Source organism: Streptomyces sp. NPDC001750 (assembly GCF_042892615.1).
Classification (GTDB): domain Bacteria; phylum Actinomycetota; class Actinomycetes; order Streptomycetales; family Streptomycetaceae; genus Streptomyces.
This window is the reverse complement of record NZ_JBIAUE010000007.1, coordinates 319,083-325,082: the sequence shown is the minus strand read 5'-3', so window position 1 is coordinate 325,082 and position 6,000 is coordinate 319,083. Positions and strand designations below refer to the sequence as shown.

Below are 6,000 nucleotides of genomic sequence, written 5' to 3'. Positions count from 1 at the left end.
CCCCCGAGGACTTCGCCAACGTCCCCGGACTCGGCGTCCAGGGCGTCGTCGACGGCCACGCCGTCCTCGTCGGCCGCGAACAACTGCTCGCGAAGGCGGGCATCGGGATCCCCGCCGATCTGGCGGGAGCCGTGGCGCACGCGGCGGGCCGGGGCCGTACCGCGATCGTGGTCGCCTGGGACGGCGAGGCGCGTGCGGTCCTGGAGGTCGCCGACGCCGTCAAGAGCTCCAGCGCGGAGGCCGTCGCCGAACTGCGCGCGCTCGGCCTGCGTCCCGTTCTGCTGACCGGCGACAACCGGGCGGTGGCCGAGGCCGTCGCGGCCGAGGTCGGGATCGACACGGTGTACGCGGAGGTCATGCCCGAGGACAAGGTCGACGTCGTCAAGGAACTCCAGTCCCACGGGCGCTCCGTCGCCATGGTCGGCGACGGGGTCAACGACGCGGCCGCCCTGGCCACGGCCGATCTCGGGCTGGCCATGGGGACCGGCACGGACGCAGCGATCGAGGCGAGCGATCTCACGCTCGTTCGTGGAGATCTCAAGGTGGCGGCCGATGCGATCAGGCTCTCGCGGCGCACCCTGACCACCATCAAGGGCAATCTTCTCTGGGCATTCGGTTATAACGTCGCCGCCCTGCCCCTTGCGGCATTTGGGCTGCTCAACCCTATGATTGCCGGAGCGGCGATGGCACTCTCATCGGTCTTCGTCGTGACGAACAGCCTGCGGTTGCGTGCCTTCACGTAACTTCCACAAAGAGACTTAGATCACATCGATTTGAGGGTAACCATCCGATGGGTTCGCGAGTCTAAGAGTGCGATGCCAAAGGATGTCTTGGGGGACATCCGGCGAAGCGTCTTGGGGGACGCTTCGGGCAAGCGTTGGCCGGGGCACGTGCACCGGGGAGCTTTGAGCGGCCCTCCCGTGCGTACGTACCCCGGCAGATCGCACCGGAAGTACAAGTGAAGAACGCAGTTCGCAGTGGGCGAGGGTATGCCCAGGAGCCTCGGCTCCCGCAGACACCCGGCCGGATCCCGTGGGGGGAATCCGCTCCGGGATATGGGAAGCGCCTCGTTGTCGGCCCGTGGGGGGATCGACGGCGGGGCGCTTCTCCCTGCCCGCCACCCACCCCGCAACGCGGACTGCCCCGAACGCGAATCGCCCCGTGCTCCGCGCTCTGTGCGACAGCGCGGTACACGGGGCGAAGACCAACCGGCCGGCCGGCGGCCGGAATGGTGCGAGGTGCCACGAGCCTCAGAGGTGTCACGAGCCTCAATGGCTCGGGACCGGTCCGCCCGGGCTCGATCGGCTCGGGCTCGGTCCGCTCGGACTCAGCGGCTCTCGACCGGGACGAAGTCGCGCAGGACCTCGCCGGTGTAGATCTGGCGCGGGCGGCCGATGCGGGAACCCGGCTCCTTGATCATCTCGTGCCACTGGGCGATCCAGCCCGGGAGGCGGCCGAGCGCGAACAGCACGGTGAACATCTCGGTCGGGAAGCCCATGGCCCGGTAGATGAGACCGGTGTAGAAGTCCACGTTGGGGTAGAGGTTGCGCGCGACGAAGTACTCGTCGGAGAGCGCGTGCTCCTCCAGCTTCAGCGCGATGTCGAGCAGCTCGTCGGACTTGCCGAGCGCGGACAGCACGTCGTGGGCGGCGGCCTTGATGATCTTGGCGCGCGGGTCGAAGGACTTGTAGACGCGGTGGCCGAAGCCCATCAGCCGGACGCCGTCCTCCTTGTTCTTCACCTTGGTGATGAAGGAGTCGACATCGCCGCCGTTGGCCTGGATGCCCTCCAGCATCTCCAGCACCGACTGGTTGGCGCCGCCGTGCAGCGGGCCCCACAGCGCCGAGATGCCGGCGGAGATCGAGGCGAACATGTTCGCCTGCGAGGAGCCGACCAGACGCACGGTGGAGGTCGAACAGTTCTGCTCGTGGTCCGCGTGCAGGATGAGCAGCTTGTCGAGCGCGGAGACGACGACCGGGTCCAGCTCGTACTCCTGGGCGGGGACCGAGAAGGTCATGCGCAGGAAGTTCTCGACGTACCCGAGGTCGTTGCGCGGGTAGACGAAGGGGTGGCCGATCGACTTCTTGTACGCGTACGCGGCGATCGTCGGCAGCTTGGCCAGCAGCCGGATCGTCGAGAGGTGGCGCTGCTCCTCGTCGAACGGGTTGTGGCTGTCCTGGTAGAACGTGGACAGCGCACTGACCACCGAGGACAGCATGGCCATCGGGTGGGCGTCGCGCGGGAATCCGTCGAAGAACCGCTTGACGTCCTCGTGCAGCAGCGTGTGCTGGGTGATCTCGTTCTTGAAGGCCGACAGCTCGTCGACCTTGGGGAGCTCACCGTTGATGAGGGTGTACGCGACCTCGAGGAACGTCGAGCGCTCGGCGAGCTGCTCGATGGGGTAGCCGCGGTAGCGCAGAATGCCCTGCTCGCCATCGAGGTAGGTGATGGCGGATTTATAGGCCGCGGTGTTGCCGTATCCGCTGTCCAGCGTCACCAGACCGGTGTTGGCGCGGAGCTTCCCGATGTCGAAGCCCTTGTCCCCGACGGTGCTCTCGATCACCGGGTAGGTGTACTCGCCGTCGCCGTACCGCAGTACTACAGCGTTGTTGGTGTGCTCGCTCACGTCATCCCTCACCGACGTAGTGCCTCTTCTTCGAGGTTCCCTGACTATCTCCACCCTCCCCCATTCGGCTCAGGAGAGTGCACTCGAGGTCGTCCATTGGACCTACTCGCGGCACTGAGTGCCGCGAGCCTACTCATCCTGCCCCGTCCGTTCCGGTTCCGGAAGGGCTGCGTGATGTTTCCCACCGATTTGATCGATCATTTTTTCCGGGAACCCTCCGCCGGAGGCTCCCGCCAGCCGGAAATCCAGCGCCGTACAGCGTCTGCCCGCGGAAACCGTGCGGACCGCCTGGCCGATCGCCTGCCGTGAGCCGACCAGGACGACGAGCTTCTTGGCCCTGGTCACCGCGGTGTAGAGCAGGTTCCTCTGGAGCATCATCCAGGCGCTCCTGGTGACGGGGATGACGACGGCGGGGTACTCGCTGCCCTGGGAGCGATGGATCGTCATGGCGTAGGCGTGGGCCAGCTCGTCGAGCTCGTCGAAGTCGTAATCGATCTTCTCGTCCTCGTCGGTGAGGACCGTCAGCTTCTGTTCGTCCTGGTCGAGGGCGGTGACGATGCCGACCGTGCCGTTGAAGACGCCGTTCTCGCCCTTGTCGTAGTTGTTGCGGATCTGGGTGACCTTGTCGCCGACCCGGAAGACCCGGCCGCCGAAGCGCTTCTCGGGCAGGTCGGGCCGGCCCGGCGTGATGGCCTGCTGGAGCAGCCCGTTGAGCACGCCCGCGCCGGCCGGTCCCCGGTGCATCGGGGCGAGGACCTGCACGTCGCGCCGCGCGTCCAGGCCGAACCTGGCCGGGATGCGCCGGGCCGCCACGTCCACCGCGAGCCTGCCCGCGTCCTCGGTCTCGTCCTCCACGAAGAGGAAGAAGTCCTTGAGGCCCTGGGTGAGGGGCGGCACCCCGGAGTTGATCCGGTGTGCGTTGGTGACCACCCCGGACTGCTGGGCCTGGCGGAAGATCGTGGTCAGCCGGACCGCCGGAACGGGGCCGCCGTCGGCGAGGAGGTCGCGCAGCACCTCCCCCGCGCCGACCGACGGGAGCTGGTCGACGTCCCCGACGAGCAGCAGATGGGCACCGGGTGCCACCGCCTTCAGCAACTTGTTGGCGAGCAGCAGATCGAGCATCGACGCCTCGTCGACGACGACGAGATCGGCGTCCAGCGGCCGGTCCCGGTCGTACGCGGCGTCGCCGCCCGGCTTGAGCTCCAGGAGCCGGTGCACGGTCGACGCCTCGGCCCCGGTCAGCTCGGAGAGCCGTTTGGCCGCCCGCCCGGTGGGCGCGGCCAGCACCACCTTGGCCCGCTTGACCCGGGCCAGCTCCACGATGGACCGGACGGTGAACGACTTCCCGCAGCCGGGGCCTCCGGTCAGCACGGCAACCTTGCGGCTGAGCGCGAGCCGCACCGCTGCCTCCTGCTCCGGGGCGAGCGCCGCCCCCGTGCGCGTCGCGAGCCAGGCCAGGGCCTTGTCCCAGTCCACGTCCTGGAAGGCCGGCAACCGCTCCTCGGGCGTCCGCAGCAGCCGCCGCACCTGCGCGGCGAGCGAGACCTCGGCCCGGTGGAACGGCACGAGGTAGATGGCGGTGACCATCTCGCCGCCCTCGGGCGACGGCACCTTCTCCCGTACGACGCCCTCCGGGTCCTCGGCCAGTTCGGCGAGGCAGTCGATGACCAGTCCCGTATCGACCTGAAGCAGCTTCACCCCGTCCGCGATCAGCCGTTCCTCGGGGAGGAAACAGTGCCCCTGGTCGGTGGACTGCGACAGCGCGTACTGCAATCCCGCTTTGACCCGCTCCGGGCTGTCGTGCGGGATGCCGACGGCCTGGGCGATCTTGTCGGCGGTGAGGAAGCCGATGCCCCAGACGTCGGCGGCCAGCCGGTAGGGCTGGTTCTTCACGACGGAGATCGAGGCGTCCTCGTACTTCTTGTAGATGCGCACGGCGATGGAGGTGGAGACGCCGACGCCCTGGAGGAAGACCATGACCTCCTTGATCGCCTTCTGCTCCTCCCAGGCCGCCGCGATCATCTTCGTCCGCTTCGGTCCGAGTCCGGGGACCTCGACCAGGCGCTTCGGCTCGTTCTCGATGATGTCGAGGGTGTCGACGCCGAAATGCGTGGTGATCCGGTCCGCCATCACCGGGCCGATGCCCTTGATCAGGCCGGAGCCGAGGTAGCGGCGTATGCCCTGGATGGTGGCGGGCAGCACGGTCGTGTAGTTCTCCACGACGAACTGCTTGCCGTACTGGGAGTGCGACCCCCAGCGTCCCTCCATCCGCAGGGACTCCCCCACCTGGGCACCGAGCAGCGAACCGACCACGGTCAGCAACTCCCCCGCACCCCGGCCGGTGTCGACGCGGGCGACGGTGTACCCGTTCTCCTCGTTGGCGTACGTGATGCGCTCCAGCACACCTTCGAGGACCGCCATGTTGGACATGCTCCGACGGTATCTGGCGGCACCGACATCGCGGGGCGGGGGCCTCGTCGGGCGCAGGGGGCACGGCTCGGAATGCCACTCCCCGGGCGCTTCGTGGGCTCCTCCGGGGGATCGGGCCCGGACCGTTGCGCACGGGGAGCACGATCGGAATGATCAATGGGCGCGACGAGGAGGGCGCCTCCGGAGGAAGGAGGGGAGCGCCTTCGAAGAGCCAGAAGATCAAAGGAAGATCAAAGAGGGGGATGCTTTGAGATACGCCGATGATCCGAGCATGCAGTGTGCCGTCCATGTCGAGGCGGCAGTGCCGCGGGTGTGGGAAATGGTGACGGACATCCACCTGCCGACCCGGTTCAGCCCGGAGTTGAAGCGCGTCGTCTGGCTCGACGGGGCGGACGGTCCCGTGGTGGGTGCGCGCTTCGAGGGCTTCAACCACAACGAGAGGCTCGGCAAGTGGCAGACCGTCTCCCAGGTGACCGAGATTGAGGAGCGGCGCGCGTTCACCTGGGTCGTCCTGGACGCGAACGGGCGGTACGGCGAGGCGACGCTGGCCCCGGAGCGGTGCCTGGCGTCCTGGCGCTACGAGATCGAGGCCGAGGGCAGGGGCACCCTGTTGCGGCAGACGGTCCGCCTCGGGCCGGGTCGCAGCGGGCTCACCGTGGCCATCGAGAAGATGCCGGACCGGGAAGAGGAGATCATCGCCTTCCGGCTGAAGGACCTGCGTGCCGGAATGGAGACCACCCTCGACGGCATCAAGACGCTCGCCGAGAAGGACGGTCGAAGCGGCGGCTGAACCGGAAAGGCCGACGCCGGGCCGGAACGACCGGGCCGAGGCGGGCCCGGTGGCCGAGGCGGGCCGGTGGCCGACCGGCGCCGAGGCCGGAAGGACCGCCGCCGAAGCCGCACCGAATCGGTGCGGCTTCGGCGGGCTTCGGCGGAGCCTCGTT

Annotated in this window: 4 protein-coding genes; 2 read left to right on the top strand and 2 right to left on the bottom strand. The window is 68.4% G+C overall.

What is annotated here, in order from left to right:
* The coding region (locus tag ACFYY6_RS15015) for a heavy metal translocating P-type ATPase (RefSeq protein WP_389193376.1) at positions 1–743 on the top strand (743 nt) is incomplete at its 5' end.
* Positions 744–1,327: 584 nt separating this feature from the next.
* On the opposite strand, the gene ACFYY6_RS15010 is transcribed toward ACFYY6_RS15015, so the two are convergent.
* Positions 1,328–2,626, bottom strand: coding sequence for a citrate synthase (locus ACFYY6_RS15010; RefSeq protein ID WP_351521881.1), 1,299 nt, complete (start codon positions 2,624–2,626; stop codon positions 1,328–1,330).
* Between the two features lie 129 nt (positions 2,627–2,755).
* Entirely contained in the window at positions 2,756–5,056 is a 2,301-nt protein-coding gene (locus ACFYY6_RS15005; protein WP_351521883.1) for an ATP-dependent RecD-like DNA helicase, read from the bottom strand.
* A gap of 271 nt (positions 5,057–5,327) precedes the next feature.
* Between ACFYY6_RS15005 and ACFYY6_RS15000 the strand changes: the two genes are divergently transcribed.
* A complete protein-coding gene (locus tag ACFYY6_RS15000; RefSeq protein ID WP_389193373.1) occupies positions 5,328–5,846 on the top strand; it encodes an SRPBCC family protein in 519 nt (172 codons plus the stop codon).
* The last annotated feature ends 154 nt before the right edge of the window (positions 5,847–6,000 follow it).